Source organism: Enterobacter cloacae complex sp. 2024EL-00711, assembly GCF_047529885.1.
Classification (GTDB): Bacteria; Pseudomonadota; Gammaproteobacteria; order Enterobacterales; family Enterobacteriaceae; genus Enterobacter; species Enterobacter ludwigii.
Genome location: NZ_JBLIZC010000005.1, coordinates 91,207 through 110,154, shown reverse-complemented (window position 1 = coordinate 110,154; position 18,948 = coordinate 91,207). Strand labels below are relative to the sequence as shown.

17 protein-coding genes and 1 other RNA gene are annotated in these 18,948 nt (G+C 55.5%); 14 read left to right on the top strand and 4 right to left on the bottom strand.

Translation table 11 applies throughout. The features are described 5' to 3' along the window. Window positions 1-44: 44 nt before the first annotated feature. The 5 genes from pgk to ACMVME_RS15185 all read left to right on the top strand — a co-directional run bounded on the left by pgk (window position 45) and on the right by ACMVME_RS15185 (window position 5,035). Entirely contained in the window at window positions 45-1,208 is a 1,164-nt protein-coding gene (gene pgk / locus ACMVME_RS15205) for a phosphoglycerate kinase (RefSeq protein ID WP_014171536.1), read from the top strand. Window positions 1,209-1,299: 91 nt separating this feature from the next. Further along, entirely contained in the window at window positions 1,300-2,379 is a 1,080-nt protein-coding gene (fbaA, locus tag ACMVME_RS15200) for a class II fructose-bisphosphate aldolase (RefSeq protein WP_014171535.1), read from the top strand. Between the two features lie 187 nt (window positions 2,380-2,566). Beyond that, window positions 2,567-3,421 (top strand): small-conductance mechanosensitive channel MscS, encoded by an 855-nt coding sequence (mscS, locus tag ACMVME_RS15195; protein WP_014171534.1) that lies wholly within the window; start codon window positions 2,567-2,569, stop codon window positions 3,419-3,421. Window positions 3,422-3,567: 146 nt separating this feature from the next. Beyond that, the gene (argO, locus tag ACMVME_RS15190) at window positions 3,568-4,203 is read left to right on the top strand and encodes an arginine exporter ArgO (protein WP_068795001.1); all 636 of its coding nucleotides are present in this window, start codon (window positions 3,568-3,570) and stop codon (window positions 4,201-4,203) included. A gap of 91 nt (window positions 4,204-4,294) precedes the next feature. Then, a complete protein-coding gene (locus ACMVME_RS15185; RefSeq protein ID WP_025203272.1) occupies window positions 4,295-5,035 on the top strand; it encodes an oxidative stress defense protein in 741 nt (246 codons plus the stop codon). 47 nt (window positions 5,036-5,082) lie between these two features. Here ACMVME_RS15185 and argP read toward each other — a convergent pair whose 3' ends face one another. After that, the gene (gene argP, locus ACMVME_RS15180; RefSeq protein WP_008499727.1) at window positions 5,083-5,976 is read right to left on the bottom strand and encodes a DNA-binding transcriptional regulator ArgP; all 894 of its coding nucleotides are present in this window, start codon (window positions 5,974-5,976) and stop codon (window positions 5,083-5,085) included. Window positions 5,977-6,103: 127 nt separating this feature from the next. Here argP and rpiA point away from each other — a divergent pair, with 127 nt between their 5' ends. Together rpiA and serA are read left to right on the top strand one after the other, a co-directional pair. Continuing rightward, on the top strand, window positions 6,104-6,763 hold the full coding sequence (rpiA, locus tag ACMVME_RS15175; RefSeq protein WP_014171530.1) for a ribose-5-phosphate isomerase RpiA: 660 nt from the start codon (window positions 6,104-6,106) through the stop codon (window positions 6,761-6,763). Between the two features lie 271 nt (window positions 6,764-7,034). Next, window positions 7,035-8,267, top strand: coding sequence for a phosphoglycerate dehydrogenase (serA, locus tag ACMVME_RS15170; protein WP_014171529.1), 1,233 nt, complete (start codon window positions 7,035-7,037; stop codon window positions 8,265-8,267). A 45-nt stretch (window positions 8,268-8,312) separates the two neighbouring features. On the opposite strand, the gene ACMVME_RS15165 is transcribed toward serA, so the two are convergent. The 3 genes from ACMVME_RS15165 to zapA form a co-directional block, all read right to left on the bottom strand. Further along, window positions 8,313-8,909: a 5-formyltetrahydrofolate cyclo-ligase gene (locus tag ACMVME_RS15165; protein WP_068795000.1), complete on the bottom strand. Its 597-nt coding sequence runs from the start codon at window positions 8,907-8,909 to the stop codon at window positions 8,313-8,315. Window positions 8,910-8,934: 25 nt separating this feature from the next. Beyond that, window positions 8,935-9,118: non-coding RNA, 6S RNA (gene ssrS, locus ACMVME_RS15160), on the bottom strand. Window positions 9,119-9,159: 41 nt separating this feature from the next. Next, window positions 9,160-9,489: a cell division protein ZapA gene (gene zapA, locus ACMVME_RS15155; protein WP_006811891.1), complete on the bottom strand. Its 330-nt coding sequence runs from the start codon at window positions 9,487-9,489 to the stop codon at window positions 9,160-9,162. Window positions 9,490-9,657: 168 nt separating this feature from the next. Between zapA and ACMVME_RS15150 the strand changes: the two genes are divergently transcribed. From ACMVME_RS15150 to gcvP, 7 genes are all read left to right on the top strand, one after another. Further along, window positions 9,658-10,236: a YecA family protein gene (locus ACMVME_RS15150; RefSeq protein ID WP_025203274.1), complete on the top strand. Its 579-nt coding sequence runs from the start codon at window positions 9,658-9,660 to the stop codon at window positions 10,234-10,236. A gap of 31 nt (window positions 10,237-10,267) precedes the next feature. Beyond that, a complete protein-coding gene (gene pepP, locus ACMVME_RS15145) occupies window positions 10,268-11,581 on the top strand; it encodes a Xaa-Pro aminopeptidase (RefSeq protein ID WP_025203275.1) in 1,314 nt (437 codons plus the stop codon). Continuing rightward, a complete protein-coding gene (ubiH, locus tag ACMVME_RS15140; RefSeq protein ID WP_049023380.1) occupies window positions 11,578-12,756 on the top strand; it encodes a 2-octaprenyl-6-methoxyphenyl hydroxylase in 1,179 nt (392 codons plus the stop codon). Before pepP ends, ubiH begins: the two co-directional genes overlap by 4 nt. A gap of 12 nt (window positions 12,757-12,768) precedes the next feature. Next, window positions 12,769-13,971: an FAD-dependent 2-octaprenylphenol hydroxylase gene (gene ubiI / locus ACMVME_RS15135; protein ID WP_068794999.1), complete on the top strand. Its 1,203-nt coding sequence runs from the start codon at window positions 12,769-12,771 to the stop codon at window positions 13,969-13,971. Between the two features lie 430 nt (window positions 13,972-14,401). Beyond that, on the top strand, window positions 14,402-15,496 hold the full coding sequence (gcvT, locus tag ACMVME_RS15130; protein ID WP_020883724.1) for a glycine cleavage system aminomethyltransferase GcvT: 1,095 nt from the start codon (window positions 14,402-14,404) through the stop codon (window positions 15,494-15,496). 23 nt (window positions 15,497-15,519) lie between these two features. Continuing rightward, window positions 15,520-15,909 carry a glycine cleavage system protein GcvH gene (gene gcvH, locus ACMVME_RS15125; RefSeq protein ID WP_014171522.1) on the top strand — a complete coding sequence of 130 codons (390 nt, stop codon included), beginning with the start codon at window positions 15,520-15,522 and terminating at the stop codon, window positions 15,907-15,909. 125 nt (window positions 15,910-16,034) lie between these two features. Further along, window positions 16,035-18,908: an aminomethyl-transferring glycine dehydrogenase gene (gene gcvP / locus ACMVME_RS15120; RefSeq protein ID WP_014171521.1), complete on the top strand. Its 2,874-nt coding sequence runs from the start codon at window positions 16,035-16,037 to the stop codon at window positions 18,906-18,908. Window positions 18,909-18,948: the final 40 nt, after the last annotated feature.

Sequence of the window (18,948 nt, the reverse complement as noted above, 5' to 3'; positions counted from 1 at the left end):
ATCGTGCGTCTGCAAAACTTTAAGAATCAACGAGAGGATTCACCATGTCTGTAATTAAGATGACCGATCTGGATCTGGCTGGTAAACGCGTTTTCATCCGTGCTGATCTGAACGTACCGGTTAAAGATGGCAAAGTGACCAGCGACGCGCGTATCCGTGCATCTCTGCCAACCATCGAACTGGCTCTGAAGCAGGGCGCTAAAGTGATGGTGACCTCCCACCTGGGTCGTCCAACTGAAGGCGAGTACAATGAAGAGTTCTCTCTGCTGCCAGTTGTTAATTACCTGAAAGACAAACTGTCCAACCCGGTTCGCCTGGTAAAAGATTACCTGGACGGCGTAGACATCGCTGCCGGTGAACTGGTTGTTCTGGAAAACGTTCGCTTCAACAAAGGCGAAAAGAAAGACGACGAAGCGCTGTCCAAAAAATACGCTGCACTGTGTGACGTATTCGTGATGGACGCCTTCGGTACTGCTCACCGTGCGCAGGCTTCAACCCACGGTATCGGTAAATTCGCAGACGTTGCGTGTGCCGGTCCTCTGCTGGCTGCTGAGCTGGACGCACTGGGTAAAGCGCTGAAAGAACCTGCTCGTCCAATGGTTGCAATCGTTGGTGGTTCTAAAGTTTCTACCAAACTGACCGTACTGGATTCCCTGTCTAAAATCGCTGACCAGCTGATCGTTGGCGGTGGTATCGCGAACACCTTCGTGGCGGCACAAGGCCATAACGTCGGTAAATCCCTGTACGAAGCGGATCTGGTTGACGAAGCAAAACGTCTGCTGACCACCTGCGATATCCCGGTTCCAACGGATGTTCGCGTCGCGACTGAGTTCTCTGAAACAGCGACTGCGACCCTGAAATCTGTTAACGACATCAAAGATGATGAGCAGATTCTGGACCTGGGCGACGTTTCTGCACAGAAACTGGCTGAAATCCTGAAAAACGCAAAAACTATCCTGTGGAATGGTCCTGTTGGCGTGTTCGAATTCCCGAACTTCCGCAAAGGTACTGAAATCGTTGCTAACGCTATCGCAGACAGCGAAGCGTTCTCTATCGCAGGCGGCGGTGATACGCTGGCAGCAATCGACCTGTTCGGTATTTCTGACAAGATCTCCTACATCTCCACTGGTGGCGGCGCATTCCTCGAGTTCGTGGAAGGCAAAGTACTGCCAGCAGTAGCAATGCTCGAAGAGCGCGCTAAGAAGTAAGCCATTCAAGGGCAGGGAAACCTGCCCAATTTTCAGCGCGCTTTAAGAGCTCGCACCTTTTCTAACGGCCGAAGATACAGGACTAAGCAACATGTCTAAAATTTTTGATTTCGTAAAACCTGGCGTGATCACTGGTGATGACGTTCAGAAAGTGTTCCAGGTAGCTAAAGAAAACAACTTCGCTCTGCCAGCAGTTAACTGCGTTGGTACCGACTCCATTAACGCCGTACTGGAAGCCGCTGCAAAAGTTAAAGCACCGGTTATCGTTCAGTTCTCTAACGGTGGCGCAGCATTCATCGCTGGTAAAGGCGTGAAAACTGACGTTCCTCAGGGCGCGGCAATCCTGGGCGCAATCTCTGGTGCGCACCATGTACACCAGATGGCTGAACACTACGGTGTTCCGGTTATCCTGCACACTGACCACTGCGCGAAGAAACTGCTGCCGTGGATCGACGGTCTGCTGGACGCGGGTGAAAAACACTTCGCAGCGACCGGTAAGCCACTGTTCTCTTCTCACATGATCGACCTGTCTGAAGAGTCCCTGCACGAAAACATCGAAATCTGCTCTAAGTACCTGGCGCGCATGGCCAAAATGGACATGACCCTGGAAATCGAACTGGGTTGCACCGGTGGTGAAGAAGACGGCGTGGACAACAGCCACATGGACGCTTCTGCACTGTACACCCAGCCAGAAGACGTTGATTACGCTTACACCGAGCTGAGCAAAATCAGCCCACGCTTCACCATCGCAGCGTCCTTCGGTAACGTACACGGCGTTTACAAACCAGGTAACGTGGTTCTGACCCCAACCATCCTGCGTGATTCTCAGGAATACGTTTCTAAGAAACACAACCTGCCGCACAACAGCCTGAACTTCGTCTTCCACGGCGGTTCCGGTTCTTCTGCTCAGGAAATCAAAGACTCCGTAAGCTACGGCGTAGTGAAAATGAACATCGATACCGACACCCAGTGGGCAACATGGGACGGTATCCTGCAGTACTACAAAACGAACGAAGCTTACCTGCAGGGCCAGCTGGGCAACCCGAAAGGCGAAGACCAGCCGAACAAGAAATACTACGATCCACGTGTATGGCTGCGTGCTGCGCAGACTTCCATGGTGGCGCGTCTGGAGCAGGCTTTCAAAGAACTGAACGCGGTTGATGTTCTGTAATTTAAGCTCCTCATAGCATCAGAAGGCCCGCGAATGCGGGCCTTTTTTTATGCTTTTTCAATGGTCTGCCCGGTCCGTTTATGTGATCTGTTTGGCAAAACCGGTCCTTTTTGTTTACCCTTTACTGACCTGCCTGTCTCCATGGGGGATGGATTTTGTGTTTTTGGGATAACAAAAGGAAGACTAAATGGAACAACTCGATGTTGTAGACAGCATCAATAATGCCGGTAACTGGCTGGTGCGCAACCAGGCGCTGCTGCTGAGCTATGCCGTTAACATCGTCGCGGCGATTGCCATCATCATCGTCGGGATGATCGTGGCACGTATCGTATCAAACGCCGTAAACCGCGTGATGCTGGCGCGTCACATTGACGCCACTGTGGCTGACTTCCTCTCTGCACTGGTGCGCTACGGTATTATTGCCTTTACGCTGATTGCTGCACTGGGGCGTGTTGGCGTACAGACTGCCTCGGTGATTGCTGTTCTCGGTGCCGCCGGTCTGGCCATTGGTCTGGCGCTGCAGGGGTCGCTCTCGAACCTGGCTGCGGGTGTGTTGCTGGTAACCTTCCGTCCGTTCCGCTCTGGCGAGTACGTTGACCTGGGCGGTATTGCCGGCACCGTACTGCAGGTGCAGATTTTCTCAACCACCCTGCGAACTGTTGATGGCCGTATCGTGGTGGTACCGAACGGGAAAATCATCGCGGGCAACATCATTAACTTTTCCCGCGAGCCGGTGCGTCGTAACGAGCTGATTATCAGCGTGGCGTATGATTCTGATATCGATCAGGTGAAATCGCTGATCGCCAATATCATTGCCTCCGACGATCGTATTCTGAAAGATAAAGAGCAGACCGTTCGCCTGAACGAGTTGGGGGCATCGTCCATCAACTTTGTTGTGCGCATCTGGAGCAAAAGCAGCGATCTGCAAAACGTTTACTGGGATGTTCTGGAACGTATCAAACGTGATTTTGATGCCAACGGGATCAGCTTCCCGTATCCACAGATGGACGTGAACCTTAAACGCGAGAAAGAAGCCGAGTAATCCTCTTCCTCAGGAGGCCCGGTGAGCGGCAACGCCACCGGGCCTTTTTATTAGCAATACTAATCACCAATTAATATTATCAATTTCCTCTAATAAGATTCTCGCAGTATAGTCAGCTCCCAGGACAACTTGCTGAGAATTTATTCATGTTATCTTACTATTTTCAAGGCCTTGCATTAGGCGCGGCCATGATCCTTCCCCTTGGCCCGCAAAACGCGTTCGTGATGAACCAGGGCATTCGCCGTCAGTATCATCTCATGATTGCCCTGCTGTGCGCGGTGAGCGATTTGCTGCTGATCTGCGCCGGAATCTTTGGCGGCAGTGCGCTGCTGATGCAGTCTCCCTGGCTGCTGGCGCTGGTGACCTGGGGTGGCGTGGCGTTCCTGCTGTGTTATGGGTTCGGGGCGCTGAAAACGGCAATGAGCAGCAATCTCGAACTGGCGAGCGCCGAGGTCATGAAGCAGGGCCGCTGGAAGATTATCGTCACCATGCTGGCGGTCACCTGGCTCAACCCGCACGTTTATCTGGATACCTTTGTGGTGCTGGGCAGCCTGGGTGGGCAGCTCGACGTTGAGCCAAAACGCTGGTTTGCCCTGGGTACCGTCAGCGCCTCATTCCTGTGGTTCTTCGGTCTCGCGATTCTGGCGGCATGGCTGGCCCCGCGTCTGCGTACCGCTAAAGCCCAGCGGATCATCAACACGCTGGTGGGCGTGGTAATGTGGTTTATCGCCTTTCAGCTGGCAAAAGAGGGGATTCATCATGTTCAGGAATTGCTCAACTAAGCGTTGTCTTATGGACAACTGAGCGAGAGCCGCTAAGCTTGCTGGCATGCGCCCTGTTGTTGGGCACTCTTCGCAACATGGAGGAATGACAGTGAAGTTTAAAGTGATGGCCCTGGCGGCATTAGTGAGTTTAGGTGCGGTGTCGGTGCAGGCAAGTGAATTGCCTGATGGCCCGCACATCGTCACTTCAGGCACCGCAAGCGTGGATGCGGTACCCGATGTTGCAACGCTGGCAATTGAAGTGAACGTGGCCGCGAAAGATGCCGCTTCTGCCAAGAAGCAGGCTGACGATCGTGTTGCGCAATATCTCTCTTTCCTGGAGCAGAACGGTGTCGCTAAAAAAGACATCAGCTCTGCCAACCTGCGTACCCAGCCTGATTACGACTACCAGAACGGTAAAAGCATCCTGAAAGGCTACCGTGCCGTGCGCACCGTTGAAGTGACCGTGCGTCAGCTCGATAAACTGAACTCGCTGCTGGATGGCGCGCTGAAAGCGGGTCTGAATGAAATTCGTTCCGTCTCACTGGGCGTTGCGCAACCGGAAAAATACAAAGACCAGGCGCGTAAAGCCGCCATTGATGATGCAATCCATCAGGCGCAACAGCTGGCGTCCGGGTTCAACAGTAAGCTCGGTCCGGTATACAGCGTGCGTTACCACGTCTCAAATTATCAGCCAAGCCCGATGGTGCGGATGATGAAGGCCGACGCGGCGCCGGTGTCTGCTCAGGAAACTTATGAGCAGCCGACGATTCAGTTCGACGATCAGGTTGATGTGGTGTTCCAGCTGCAGCCGACCCAAAGTCAGCAGACTGAGCCGGCAAAAGCGCAGTAATCTGTCTTCACGATCCCCCTCTCCCGTCAGGAGAGGGGAATTGTTCCTTAATCCTGTCTCAACACCTTATGCCCATACGCCAGCAGCGCGTCGGTGACGTTGCGCATCATGCGGCTTTCTGGCGCAAAACGGTGCCAGTAGAGCATCCGGCGCTGATACAGCCCCGGCGTTAAGTCAATCAGCTCACCGCTTTTCAACTCTTTCTCTATCTGCAGGTGCGGGATCATACAGCAGGTGGTGCCCTGACGTGCGAGCTGCACAAACGCTTCAGACGAGTTCACGATATGACATGGCACGCTGCCCGGCGGCAGATCGAAGTTTTGCTGCAGGAAGGCCTGATGCATATCGTCCAGATGGTCGAACGCCACCGCAGGGGCTTTCAGCAGCGCGGCGCGGGTGACACCATTCGGGAAGTAGCGCTCGGCAAACGCTTTTGAGCCGACAAACAGGTAGTCCAGTGCGCCCAGCTGATCGACAAGACAGCTCGGCAGCGCCTGAGGCTGGATACTGACCGCCCCAACCACTTCACCGCGACGCAGGCGCTCCTGCGTACGGGTTTCATCTTCAACCTGCAGATTCAGGCGAATCGGGGAGTCTGCTAATACCGGCGCAAGGGCCGGCAACAGCCAGGTTGCCAGACTGTCGGCGTTCACCGCCAGCGAGAGCAGCAGCGGCGTTGAGCCGGTCTGTTCGTCACCCAGCCACTCATCTTCGAGCAGTTCAACCTGGCGCAGCAGGGCGAGGAGCTTTTGCCCTTGCTCCGTTGGACGCGGTGGAACAGTACGTACCAGCAGAGGCTGCCCGAACATGTTCTCCAGCTGTTTGATGCGTTGTGATACGGCGGACTGAGTGATACAAAGCTTTTGCGCTGCGCGCTCAAAACCGCGTTCACGAATAACTGCATCAAGTGCCTGTAGTGTTCTGTAGTCCGGACGTTTCATTGCTCTGGCTGACTCCTTAATTTTGCTTAATCTGCACTATGACACAATTTTCCCTTCGTGGCAGACGAAATCCACCCGACGTGTTCTATAATGCGGCCTACGTTTTCACACCACAGGCTAAACGATCATGACGCAGGATGAACTGAAAAAAGCAGTAGGATGGGCCGCTCTCCAGTATGTGCAACCGGGTACCATTGTCGGTGTTGGTACGGGCTCGACGGCGGCACACTTTATCGATGCGCTGGGCACGATGAAAGGGCAGATCGAGGGCGCAGTTTCCAGCTCCGACGCTTCCACGGAAAAGCTGAAAAGCCTTGGCATCACCGTTTTCGATCTGAATGAAGTTGACCGTCTTGGCATCTACGTTGATGGCGCGGATGAAATCAACGGCCATATGCAGATGATCAAAGGCGGCGGTGCGGCGCTGACGCGTGAAAAAATCATCGCCTCCGTGGCGGATAAATTCATCTGTATCGCCGATGCGTCAAAGCAGGTTGATATCCTGGGTAAATTCCCGCTGCCGGTAGAAGTGATCCCAATGGCGCGTAGCGCTGTGGCGCGTGAACTGGTGAGACTGGGTGGACGCCCGGAATATCGTCAGGGCGTCATCACTGATAACGGCAACGTGATCCTCGACGTTCACGGTCTGGAAATTCTCGACGCCATTGCGCTGGAAAATGCCATTAACGGTATTCCAGGCGTAGTGACTGTGGGGTTATTCGCCAACCGTGGCGCGGATGTCGCGCTGATCGGCACGGCAGATGGCGTGCAAACCATCGTAAAATGATCTGATGGGGGGAGCCCTCCCCCCGCTAAAAAATTTTGAAAAGCTAAATTCGGTGACTTGTGTCACGCTTTTTACCTCTCGTTTGCCGATCCTGCCGCATTCGCAAATTTCTACAGCATTTTCCTCTGTCATTTTGCTCTGTATGACTTTTCTTCAGAGTGCCGACGCAAACGTTCATATTGCTGCAATAGTTTTTTTTGATATGTTGGCTACAGCGGATTTTAATCCAGCACAACATCAGTTCAGACAAAAACAGGGTCGGGTAAGGTAAATGGCAAAGGTATCACTGGAGAAAGACAAGATTAAATTCCTGCTGGTTGAGGGCGTGCATCAGAAAGCGCTTGATAGCCTTCGTGCAGCAGGTTACACCAACATCGAATTTCACAAAGGCGCGCTGGACACCGAAGAGCTGAAAGCGTCCATCCGTGATGCCCATTTCATTGGCCTGCGATCCCGTACCCAACTGACTGAAGACGTGATTGCCGCGGCGGAAAAGTTGGTTGCCATCGGCTGTTTCTGCATCGGTACCAACCAGGTTGATCTGAATGCCGCCGCAAAACGCGGTGTGCCTGTCTTTAACGCCCCGTTCTCCAACACCCGTTCCGTGGCGGAGTTAGTGATTGGCGAGCTGCTGCTGTTGCTGCGTGGTATTCCGGAAGCTAACGCCAAAGCGCACCGCGGCGTGTGGAACAAACTGGCTGCGGGTTCATACGAAGCCCGTGGTAAAAAACTCGGTATCATCGGCTATGGCCACATCGGTACTCAGCTGGGGATCCTGGCTGAATCCCTGGGGATGCATGTCTATTTTTATGATATCGAAAGCAAACTGCCGCTGGGCAACGCCACTCAGGTTCAACACCTCTCTGACCTGCTGAACATGAGCGACGTGGTCAGCCTGCATGTGCCGGAAAATGCGTCGACGAAAAACATGATGGGTGCTGAGGAACTGGCGCTGATGAAGCCAGGTTCACTGCTGATCAACGCCGCGCGCGGTACGGTTGTCGATATTCCGGCGCTGTGCGATGCGCTGAAGCGTAAGCATCTGGCGGGGGCGGCAATCGACGTCTTCCCGACTGAGCCTGCTACCAACAGCGATCCGTTCACCTCTCCGCTGTGCGAATTCGACAACGTGATCCTGACGCCGCACATCGGCGGCTCGACGCAGGAAGCGCAGGAAAATATCGGTCTGGAAGTCGCGGGCAAGCTGAGCAAATACTCCGACAACGGTTCTACGCTCTCTGCCGTGAACTTCCCGGAAGTGTCTCTGCCGTTGCACGGTGGCCGTCGTCTGCTGCACATCCATGAAAACCGTCCGGGCGTGCTGACTGCGATCAACCAGATCTTTGCCGAGCAGAGCGTCAACATTGCCGCGCAGTATCTGCAAACGAACTCTCAGATGGGTTACGTGGTAATTGATATTGAAGCGGACGAAGATGTAGCGGAAAAAGCGCTGCAGAGCATGAAGGCCATTCCGGGTACCATTCGCGCCCGTCTGCTGTACTGATTCTGTTTCTGTGAGCATAAAGCCGGGTCGCTACCCGGCTTTATTTTACCAGCGCCAGGTTTTGCCCGGCGTCACTACCGCAGGCAGCGGAATATCCCACTTCTCTACCGGCAAGGCTTCCACGCCCTGACAGTCATATGCGTATCCCACAGGCTGTAAATGATACTGCTGCCAGTTTTGCAGCGTCCTGTCATAAAAACCGCCACCCATCCCTAAGCGCTGACCCTGCTCATCAAACGCCACCAGCGGCGTGATCAGCACATCCAGTTCTGATAGGGGGAGGACGTCGCGGACGTCGAGTTTTGGTTCGGTGATTTTCAGACGATTCACCACCAGTTCGCTGTGCGGATGGTAATGTAAAAACAGCAAATTTCCCCGGCTAAACGGATGCAGCACCGGCAGGTACACTCTTTTCCCGGCGCGCCACAGCTGTTCGATCAGCGGTTGAGTATCCAGCTCGCCATCAAACGAGAGGAACAGGGCGACGGTACGCGCCATCACAACAGGGGGATAGGCCATCATACGGGCAGCGCCTTGCTGGGCAAACTGTGCTTGCTGTTCGGGAGTTAACGCACGACGGCGTTGACGCATGAGCTGACGGATGTCCTGGCGTGAGGAAGAGACTTCAGGGAGTTGGGTCATGGTAGTCGGTAGAAGAAAAAGAGAGGGAATCTCCGAGATGCCGCCGCAGGCTGTAACCCTTGAACCCTTGGTTCAAGGTGAATGTGTCGTCATAGTTTTAAGGCTTCTCGGACGAACCGAGCATGCTCACCAACCATGGAGCGCCACATTCTTGTGGTATGAAATATCGGCTCAGGGGACTGGCCCGCTTGCGAACATCTCAGAGAAATTTTGTCTTCACAGTTACTCTACCATAGTCAACTGAGAAGTGTTATTCAAACTTTGGTCCCGGTCTTTCGGGATTGCGACCTTGATCAAGCAATGCTTGTTCAATGGTCTGCTGGAGCATTTTAATGCGCTGCTCCATGCTTGCCGCGTAATCGCGGGTCTTCGCTTTTTCCTGAGTCAGTTCATAACTGATGTTCAACGCGGCGATGAAAACCAGCTGCTCAGTATTTGTGACTCTAGTGCGTTCTTTGAGATCTTGCAACCGCTGATTCAAATCGTCCGCAGCCTGATTCAAGGCATCCCTTTGTTCAGGCGGACAATTCACTCGCAGTGAACGGCCAAAAATCTGGAGATCGACGGGTTGTGCAGACATGCCACCTTCCTGCTGATTGACTGCGCTGCCTTCGCTTACTGCCCCAGGGGCTGCGAAGGGGCGACACTATAGCTACCCTGATGTGAAGATACAAGCCCTTTTCTGGTATCACCAGGGTCCAAAGTGGTAGCATATCATGAATATTCCTCCCAACGATGACGAATGCGCATGTCTATACAGAACGAAATGCCTGGTTACAAGGATTTAAACCAGTTACTGAACCAGCAGGGAGTCGGTTTAACCTCTGCGGAAATGCACGGTCTGATCAGTGGCATGCTGTGCGGCGGAAACAGCGACAGCTCATGGCAGCCGCTGATCCACGACCTGACGAACGAAGGGCTGGCGTTTGGTCACGAGCTGGCGGAAGCCGTGCGTAAAATGCACTCCGCGATCAGCGATTCGCTGGAAGACGATGGCTTCCTTTTTCAGCTTTATCTGCCTGAAGGCGATGACGTCAGCGTCTTCGATCGTGCCGATGCGCTCGCAGGTTGGGTCAACCACTACCTGTTGGGGCTGGGCGTCACGCAGCCGAAACTCGATAAAGTGACCGGCGAAGCGGGTGAGGCGATCGACGATCTGCGTAACATTGCGCAGTTGGGCTACGATGAAGACGAAGACCAGGAAGAGCTGGAAATGTCTCTCGAAGAGATCATCGAATACGTTCGCGTTGCTGCTTTGCTGTGCCACGACCACTTTACGCGTTCGCAGCCGACCGCGCCGGAAGTCCGCAAGCCAACCTTACATTAAGAAAAATAACGCACAGGAGGGTGTCATGGTTATCTCAAATCAAGAGTATTCGCGCCGTCGTCAGGCGCTGCTGGCCAATATGCAGCCGGGCAGCGCCGCGCTGATTTTTGCTGCGCCAGAAGTGACGCGCAGCGCCGACAGCGAATACCCCTATCGCCAGAGCAGCGATTTCTGGTACTTCACCGGCTTCAACGAGCCGGAAGCGGTACTGGTGCTGATTAAGAGTAATGACACCCACAACCACAGCGTGATTTTTAACCGCGTTCGCGATCTCACAGCCGAAATCTGGTTTGGCCGCCGCTTAGGGCAAGAGGCTGCGCCAGAGAAGCTGGGGGTGGATCGGGCGCTGGCATTCAGTGAAATCAACCAGCAGCTCTATCAACTGCTCAATGGCCTGGATGTGCTTTACCACGCGCAGGGCGAGTATGCGTATGCCGATGAGATTGTCTTTACCGCTCTGGATAAGCTGCGCAAAGGTTCGAGGCAGAATCTGTCCGCGCCAGCCACCCTGACGGACTGGCGTCCGGTGGTGCATGAGATGCGTCTGTTCAAATCCCCGGAAGAGCTGGACGTGATGCGCCGCGCGGGTGAAATCAGTGCGCTGGCACACACCCGTGCCATGGAGAAATGCCGCCCGGGAATGTTTGAATACCAGCTGGAAGGGGAGATTCATCACGAATTTAACCGCCACGGCGCGCGTTATCCTTCATACAACACCATTGTCGGCGGCGGTGAAAACGGCTGCATTCTGCACTACACCGAAAACGAAAGTGCGCTGCGCGACGGGGATCTGGTGTTGATTGACGCCGGATGCGAATTCCAGGGGTATGCGGGCGATATTACCCGTACGTTCCCGGTGAACGGTAAATTCACCCCCGCACAGCGCGCGGTGTATGACATCGTCCTCGAATCGCTCGAGACGGCGCTCAGGCTGTACCGTCCAGGCACGTCCATTCAGGAAGTGACTGGCGAAGTGGTACGCATCATGATCACCGGTCTGGTGAAGCTCGGTATTCTGAAAGGCGACGTGGATACCCTGATTACCGAGAACGCACATCGTCCGTACTTTATGCACGGCCTGAGCCACTGGCTGGGGCTGGATGTGCATGACGTGGGGGCATACGGTGCCGATCGTTCCCGCGTGCTGGAGCCAGGCATGGTATTAACGGTTGAGCCGGGGCTGTATATCGCGCCGGATGCCGACGTGCCGGAAGCATACCGTGGGATTGGCATTCGTATCGAAGATGACATCGTCATTACCGAAACCGGCAACGAAAACCTGACCGCCAGCGTCGTGAAAAATGCTGACGATATCGAGGCGCTGATGGCAGCGGCACGCGTATGAGCGTGATTATCGTTGGCGGCGGGATGACCGGAGCCACGCTGGCACTGGCCATCTCGCATTTTACGCAGGGAAAACTGCCGGTGCATCTGGTGGAGGCCGTTGCGCCAGAGGCCTCTGATCACCCCGGTTTTGATGCCCGCGCCATTGCACTGGCGCAGGGTACCTGTCAGCAACTCTCACGCATTGGCATCTGGCAGGCGATAGCCGACTGCGCGACGGCGATTAACACCGTTCACGTCAGCGATCGCGGTCATGCCGGTTTCGTTACCCTGGATGCGCATGATTACCGTATAGATGCGCTGGGCCGGGTCGTGGAGCTGCACGACGTCGGGTTACGCCTGTTCCGCCTGCTTAAGGATGCGCCAGGCGTGACCCTGCATTGCCCGGCGCGTGTGGCCAGCTTTAGCCGCAGTGACGCGTCGGTCAACGTGGTGCTGGAAAACGGTACCGTCCTTGAAGGCCAGCTTCTGGTAGCGGCAAACGGTTCGCGCTCTTCGCTCGGCACGCAGTGCGGCGTGGAGTGGCGACAACAGCCCTACGGGCAGGTGGCCGTCATTGCTAACGTTTCGACAGCGGGCGCTCACAACGGCCGCGCTTTTGAGCGTTTCACCCAGCATGGCCCGCTGGCGATGCTGCCCATGTCCCACGATCGCAGTTCGTTGGTGTGGTGCCATCCGCAGGACAACGCGGCTGAGATACAAACCTGGTCTGACGAACGTTTTTGTACCGAGCTGCAAAAAGCCTTTGGCTGGCGGCTGGGACGTATTACCCACGCGGGAAAGCGGAGCGTATACCCGTTGTCGCTGACCACCGCCTCGCAGTCTATCTCCCATCGCATGGCGCTGGTCGGCAATGCCGCGCAGACATTGCATCCCATCGCCGGGCAGGGGTTTAACCTCGGGCTTCGCGACGTGATGAGCCTGGCAGAAACGCTTTCACAGGCGTGGAGCGAGCAAAAAGACTGTGGTGCCTGGTCGGTGCTCAGCCATTACCAGAAGCGACGCCGGGCAGATAAAGAGGCGACGATTGGTGTGACGGATGGTCTGGTGCATCTGTTTGCCAATCGCTGGGCACCCCTGGTTGCAGGCCGCAATCTTGGGCTGATGGCGATGGAATTATTCATTCCGGCACGTGACGTGCTGGCGCAGCGGACTCTTGGTTGGGTCGCGCGTTAAGGAGTTATCACCGTGCAAAATGTTGATGTCGCCATCGTTGGCGGCGGAATGGTAGGACTGGCGCTGGCCTGTGGTTTACAGGGCAGCGGCCTGCGCGTTGCGGTACTGGAGCAAAACGTGCCTCAGCCTGTCGCGCAGGACGCGCCGCCGGAACTGCGCGTCTCGGCAATCAATGCGGCCAGTGAAAAGTTGCTGACGCACCTTGGCGTCTGGTCAGATATCGTGGCGCAGCGTGCCAGTTGTTATCACGGCATGGAAGTGTGGGACAAAGACAGCTTTGGTCATATCGCGTTTGATGATGAAAGCATGGGCTACAGCCATCTGGGACACATCATCGAAAATGCCGTTATTCACCATGCGTTGTGGCAAAAAGCCCAGTCCTGCAGCGATGTCACGCTGCTGGCACCGGCGCAAATCCAGCGGGTCGCCTGGGGAGAAAACGACGCGTTTATCACCCTGCAAAGCGGTGACATGCTGACCGCGCGACTGGTTGTGGGCGCTGACGGTGCCAACTCCTGGCTGCGTAACAAGGCGGATATTCCGCTGACGTTCTGGGACTATCGCCATCATGCTCTGGTGGCAACGATTCGCACTGAAGAGCCGCACGGTGGGGTGGCGCGCCAAATCTTCCACAATGACGGCATTCTGGCATTCCTGCCGTTGAGCGATCCGCACCTGTGTTCGATTGTCTGGTCTCTGGTTCCTGATAAAGCGCAACAGATGCAGGAGGCGACTCCCGAGGCATTCAACCAGGCGCTGTGCGTCGCGTTTGATAACCGTCTTGGGCTATGCACCCTTGAGAGCGAGCGGCTGGTGTTCCCGTTAACCGGACGCTATGCGCGTCAGTTTGCGGGGCACCGTCTGGCGCTGGTGGGTGACGCGGCGCATACGATCCATCCGCTGGCCGGGCAGGGCGTGAACCTTGGCTTTATGGACGCGGCAGAGCTGGTTGAAGAGTTGCGTCGCCTGCATCGCGAAGGCAAAGATATCGGCCAGCATCTCTATCTGCGTCGCTACGAACGCAGCCGTAAGCACAGTGCAGCGGTGATGCTGGCAGGCATGCAGGGTTTCCGTGAGCTGTTTGCCGGCGCGAATCCAGCGAAAAAACTGCTGCGCGACCTCGGCCTTAAACTTGCCGATACCCTTCCGGGCGTAAAACCTCAACTCCTTCGCCAGGCGATGGGTCTTAACGACCTGCCGGACTGGCTGCGCTAATATAGACCCCCGTCACACTTTGTTTTCCCGGCCTCTGCGCCGGGGAAATTCGCTCGTTTGAAATAATCTAATTTCACCGCATTTTTCGCATTAGAAAATCTAATCTTACTATTTTTTTGTTACGGAAATTCCGCCCGTTTTTCCGCATGAAATATCACCATCTGCTAAATCCTGTTAGAGCAATGTTAATTTTATGCGGGTTTAATCGCAGTTTGCCAGTGAATAACTCTGTAAGCTTTTTCGTGTTTTTAGGTCATAAGCTAATGTGATGACCCGTTTTACCTTATGGTTAATCGCCGGTTTCGGTGGTAAGTTCAGGTAAAAGAGAACGTTTGCGTCGGGGTCCAGAAAGCGATCGCGGCGCCGGGTTTCGTGGCACTGTTCAGGTGTGCGAAACGCAAGACAGCCCTGCTTATTCAACGAGGAAAAGATGGCTCAACAGACTCCTTTGTACGAACAACACGTGTTATGCGGCGCACGCATGGTGGACTTCCATGGCTGGATGATGCCGCTGCACTACGGCTCGCAGATTGATGAGCACCACGCGGTGCGCACCGATGCCGGTATGTTCGACGTGTCACACATGACGATTGTCGACCTGCATGGCAGCCGCACCCGGGAGTTTTTACGTTATCTGCTGGCAAACGACGTCGCCAAACTGAAGACGCCAGGCAAAGCGCTCTACACCGGCATGCTAAATGCCTCCGGCGGCGTAATTGATGACCTCATCGTCTATTACTTCTCTGAAGATTTCTTCCGCCTCGTTGTAAACTCCGCCACCCGCGAAAAAGACCTCTCCTGGATTACCCAACACGCTGAGCCTTACGCCATCGACATCACCGTCCGCGATGATCTGTCGCTGATCGCCGTACAGGGGCCGAACGCGCAGTCTAAAGCCGCCTCTCTGTTCAGCGATGAGCAGCGTAAAGCCACCGACGGCATGAAGCCGTTCTTCGGCGTACAGGCAGGCGATCTGTTTATCGCGACCACCGGCTACACCGGTGAAGCGGGCTATGAAATTGCCATGCCGAATGAGAAAGCCGCCGATTTCTGGCGTGCGCTGGTGGAAGCCGGCGTTAAGCCGGCAGGTCTGGGCGCGCGCGATACGCTGCGTCTGGAAGCCGGTATGAACCTCTACGGGCAAGAGATGGATGAAGGCGTGTCACCGCTGGCGGCCAACATGGGCTGGACCATCGCCTGGGAACCGGCTGACCGTGAGTTTATTGGCCGTGAAGCGCTGGAAATGCAGCGTGAAAAGGGCACTGAACAGCTGGTTGGCCTGGTGATGACCGAGAAAGGCGTGCTGCGCGGCGAGCTGCCGGTGCGTTTTACAGATGCTGACGGCAACCCGCGTGAAGGCGTGATCACCAGCGGTACCTTCTCCCCGACGCTGGGCTACAGTATTGCACTGGCGCGTGTTCCGGCGGGCATTGGCGAAACGGCAGTGGTGCAAATCCGCAACCGTGAAATGCCGGTCAACGTGACCAAACCGATTTTTGTTCGCGCCGGTAAGCCGGTCGCCTAATCATTTTTATCAGGAGAACTTCAATGAGCAATGTGCCAGCAGAACTGAAATACAGCAAAGAACACGAGTGGCTGCGCAAAGAGGCGGACGGCACTTACACCGTAGGGATCACCGAGCATGCGCAGGAGCTGCTGGGCGACATGGTGTTTGTTGACCTGCCTGAAGTCGGCGCATCCGTGGAAGCAGGCGATGACTGCGCCGTGGCCGAGTCCGTAAAAGCGGCTTCTGATATCTACGCCCCGGTAAGCGGTGAAATTGTTGCCGTGAACGACGCCCTGAGCGACTCCCCGGAGCTGGTGAACAGCGAGCCTTATGAAGGCGGCTGGATCTTCAAAATCAAAGCCAGCGACGAATCGCAGGTCGCCGCGCTGCTGGATGCCACCGCGTACGAAGCGCTGTTAGAAAACGAGTAAGCCTTAACCCTCTCCCCTTTGGGGGGAGGGTAGGGTGAGGGGAACAGACGACACCCTCACCCCAGCCCTTTCCCTCCGGGAGAGGGAGAAAACACATTCACTGCACGTTTCAGGAACCATCGCTCATGACACAGACTTTAAGCCAGCTTGAAAACCGTGGCGCCTTCATTGAACGTCACATTGGGCCGGATGCTCAGCAACAGCAGGAGATGCTGAAGACAGTTGGCGCGGATTCATTAAATGCACTGATCGGCCAGATTGTGCCAAAAGACATCCAGCTTGCCACGCCGCCTCAGGTGGGTGAAGCCACCACTGAATTCGCCGCTCTGGCGGAGCTGAAGGCGATTGCCGGCCTGAACAAGCGCTATAAGTCTTACATTGGCATGGGCTACACCAACGTGCAGTTACCCCCGGTTATTCTGCGTAATATGCTGGAAAATCCGGGCTGGTACACCGCCTACACCCCGTATCAGCCAGAAGTTTCTCAGGGCCGTCTGGAAGCGCTGCTGAACTTCCAGCAGGTTACGCTGGATTTGACCGGCCTGGATATCGCGTCCGCTTCACTGCTGGATGAAGCCACCGCCGCCGCCGAAGCAATGGCAATGGCGAAGCGCGTGAGCAAACTGAAAAATGCCAACCGCTTCTTCGTGGCAGCGGACGTGCATCCGCAAACGCTTGATGTGGTTCGTACCCGTGCCGAAACCTTTGGTTTTGACGTGATTGTCGACGACGCCGACAAAGTCCTCGATCATCAGGATGTGTTTGGCGTGCTGCTGCAACAGGTCGGCACCACCGGTGACGTTCACGACTACAGCGCACTGATTGCTGAGCTGAAAGCCCGCAAAGTGGTTGTCAGCGTCGCGGCTGATTTTATGGCGCTGGTCCTGCTGACGGCTCCAGGTAAACAGGGCGCGGACATTGTTTTCGGTTCTGCACAACGCTTTGGTGTCCCGATGGGCTACGGTGGCCCACATGCGGCGTTCTTTGCCGCAAAAGATGAATTCAAACGCTCCATGCCTGGCCGTATCATCGGCGTTTCAAAAGATGCCGCCGGTAACACCGCGCTGCGCATGGCAATGCAGACTCGCGAGCAGCATATTCGTCGCGAGAAAGCGAACTCCAACATCTGTACCTCGCAGGTCCTGCTGGCCAATATCGCCAGCCTGTACGCTGTCTTCCACGGTCCGGTTGGCCTGAAACGCATTGCCAGCCGTATTCACCGTCTGGCGGATATTCTGGCCTGTGGTCTGCAGCAGAAAGGCCTGAAACTGCGCCACGCCCATTACTTTGACACGCTGTGCGTTGAAGTGGCTGACAAAGCCGCGGTGCTGGCTCGTGCTGACGCGGCAGAGATCAACCTGCGTAGCGACATCCATAACGCGGTAGGCATTACCCTGGATGAAAGCACTACCCGCGAAGATATCGTTAACCTGTTTAACGTCTTGCTGGGCGATGCACACGGCCTGGATATTGATACGCTCGATAAAGATGTCGCGCTCGACAGCCGCTCTATCCAGGAAAGCATGCTGCGTGATGATGCGATCCTGACTCACCCGGTGTTCAATCGCTACCACAGCGAAACCGAGATGATGCGCTATATGCACTCTCTGGAGCGCAAAGACCTGGCGCTGAACCAGGCGATGATCCCGCTGGGCTCCTGCACCATGAAGCTGAACGCTGCGGCAGAGATGATCCCAATCACCTGGCCTGAATTTTCCGAGCTGCACCCGTTCTGCCCACCAGAGCAGGCGGAAGGTTACCATCTGATGATCAACCAGCTCTCCGACTGGCTGGTGAAGCTGACCGGTTACGATGCACTCTGCATGCAGCCAAACTCCGGGGCGCAGGGGGAATACGCGGGCCTGTTGGCAATTCGTCACTATCACGAAAGCCGCAATGAAGGGCATCGCGATATCTGCCTGATCCCAAGTTCTGCGCATGGCACCAACCCGGCGTCTGCCCAGATGGCGGGTATGGAAGTGGTGGTAGTGGCCTGCGACAAGAATGGCAACATTGACCTGGCCGATCTGCGTGCGAAAGCCGAGCAGGCGGGCGAAAAACTCTCCTGCATCATGGTGACCTATCCGTCCACCCACGGTGTGTACGAAGAGACCATCCGTGAAGTGTGTGAAGTGGTCCATCAGTTCGGCGGTCAGGTTTATCTCGACGGTGCGAACATGAACGCACAGGTTGGCATTACCTCTCCGGGCTTTATCGGCGCGGATGTGTCGCACCTGAACCTGCATAAAACTTTCTGTATTCCACACGGCGGTGGTGGTCCGGGTATGGGCCCAATCGGTGTGAAAGCACACCTGGCGCCGTTTGTCCCAGGCCACAGCGTAGTGCAGATTGAAGGCATGTTGACCCGTCAGGGCGCGGTCTCTGCGGCACCGTTCGGTAGCGCCTCAATCCTGCCCATCAGTTGGATGTATATCCGCATGATGGGCGCGGAAGGGCTGAAGCAGGCAAGCCAGGTGGCTATCCTCAATGCTAACTACATCGCAACGCGTCTGAAAGAAGCGTATCCGGTACTCTACACGGGCCGTGATGGTCGTGTGGCGCACGAGTGCATCCTCGATATCCGTCCTTTGAAAGAAGAGACAGGTATCAGCGAGCTGGATATTGCTAAACGTCTGATCGACTACGGATTCCATGCGCCAACCATGTCGTTCCCGGTGGCGGGTACGCTGATGGTTGAACCCACCGAGTCTGAAAGCAAAGTTGAGCTGGACCGCTTTATTGACGCGATGCTGGCTATCCGCGCTGAAATCGACCGCGTGAAAGCCGGCGAGTGGACGCTGGCTGATAACCCGCTGGTTAACGCACCGCATACCCAGAATGAGCTGGTCTCCGGGTGGGAGCACGGTTATACCCGTGAGCAGGCGGTGTTCCCGGCTGGCATAGCAAACAAATACTGGCCGACCGTGAAACGTCTCGATGACGTCTACGGTGACCGTAATCTGTTCTGCTCTTGTGTGCCAATGAGCGAATACCAGTAATCGTTTCGCGGTTATAATGTGTACAGGCCGAGTAGCGTTA

Excerpts from the sequence above, each read along its gene's own strand:
- serA (WP_014171529.1), top strand. The coding sequence starts at position 7,035 with ATGGCAAAGGTATCACTGGAGAAAGACAAGATTAAATTCCTGCTGGTT.
- ACMVME_RS15150 (WP_025203274.1), top strand. The coding sequence starts at position 9,658 with ATGTCTATACAGAACGAAATGCCTGGTTACAAGGATTTAAACCAGTTA.
- zapA (WP_006811891.1), bottom strand. The coding sequence starts at position 9,489 with ATGTCTGCACAACCCGTCGATCTCCAGATTTTTGGCCGTTCACTGCGA.
- gcvP (WP_014171521.1), top strand. The coding sequence starts at position 16,035 with ATGACACAGACTTTAAGCCAGCTTGAAAACCGTGGCGCCTTCATTGAA.
- gcvT (WP_020883724.1), top strand. The coding sequence starts at position 14,402 with ATGGCTCAACAGACTCCTTTGTACGAACAACACGTGTTATGCGGCGCA.
- gcvH (WP_014171522.1), top strand. The coding sequence starts at position 15,520 with ATGAGCAATGTGCCAGCAGAACTGAAATACAGCAAAGAACACGAGTGG.
- ubiH (WP_049023380.1), top strand. The coding sequence starts at position 11,578 with ATGAGCGTGATTATCGTTGGCGGCGGGATGACCGGAGCCACGCTGGCA.
- pgk (WP_014171536.1), top strand. The coding sequence starts at position 45 with ATGTCTGTAATTAAGATGACCGATCTGGATCTGGCTGGTAAACGCGTT.
- argO (WP_068795001.1), top strand. The coding sequence starts at position 3,568 with ATGTTATCTTACTATTTTCAAGGCCTTGCATTAGGCGCGGCCATGATC.
- mscS (WP_014171534.1), top strand. The coding sequence starts at position 2,567 with ATGGAACAACTCGATGTTGTAGACAGCATCAATAATGCCGGTAACTGG.
- fbaA (WP_014171535.1), top strand. The coding sequence starts at position 1,300 with ATGTCTAAAATTTTTGATTTCGTAAAACCTGGCGTGATCACTGGTGAT.
- ACMVME_RS15165 (WP_068795000.1), bottom strand. The coding sequence starts at position 8,909 with ATGACCCAACTCCCTGAAGTCTCTTCCTCACGCCAGGACATCCGTCAG.
- rpiA (WP_014171530.1), top strand. The coding sequence starts at position 6,104 with ATGACGCAGGATGAACTGAAAAAAGCAGTAGGATGGGCCGCTCTCCAG.
- argP (WP_008499727.1), bottom strand. The coding sequence starts at position 5,976 with ATGAAACGTCCGGACTACAGAACACTACAGGCACTTGATGCAGTTATT.